Source organism: Enterobacter sp. UCD-UG_FMILLET (genome assembly GCF_000762975.1).
Lineage (GTDB): Bacteria > Pseudomonadota > Gammaproteobacteria > Enterobacterales > Enterobacteriaceae > Enterobacter > Enterobacter dykesii.
Map to the genome: position 1 here is coordinate 1 of NZ_JRJC01000049.1, position 548 is coordinate 548.

General features: G+C 42.3%; 1 protein-coding gene. It reads right to left on the reverse strand.

Translation table 11 applies throughout. The annotated features are described in order from the left end of the window. Positions 1 to 220 (reverse strand): hypothetical protein (locus LA04_RS25100; RefSeq protein ID WP_235211353.1); only part of this gene is annotated, 220 nt, incomplete at its 3' end. Positions 221 to 548 lie beyond the last annotated feature (328 nt).

Genomic DNA, 548 nt, shown 5'->3' on the forward strand with positions numbered 1-548 from the left:
GCGGGTGAAGTGATCCAGCGGGTGAAGTGATCCAGCGGGTGAAGTGATCCAGCGGGTGAAGTGATCCAGCGGGTGAAGTGATCCAGCGGGTGAAGTGATCCAGCGGGTGAAGTGATTTCGAATTCTGATAATCAAAAATTCTTGTATTATCAAAACATTCCTTGCGAAATAGAAGAGATGGGCCTTTTCGAACACCTTCGAGAAGAGTTTCAATAATCACTGTAAAAATAATTCTAATAATCTCTGATTTACACCAGAAGAGCCCAAAAAAATAACAAGAGTGCGGTATCGGATTTTCAAGCCGAAAAATGATTATCAGAATTATTTCTACAACGCGTTTTAGTAGGCTTTTTTGCCTATGGCTTAAATGGCCAACCTAACCTTCTGCATTAGGGAGTGCGGTATCGGATTTTCAAGCCGAAAAATGATTATCAGAATTATTTCTACAACGCGTTTTAGTAGGCTTTTTTGCCTATGGCTTAAATGGCCAACCTAACCTTCTGCATTAGGGCGCACAAGCAAGTCCCTCCAGAGAGGGAGAGAATAGC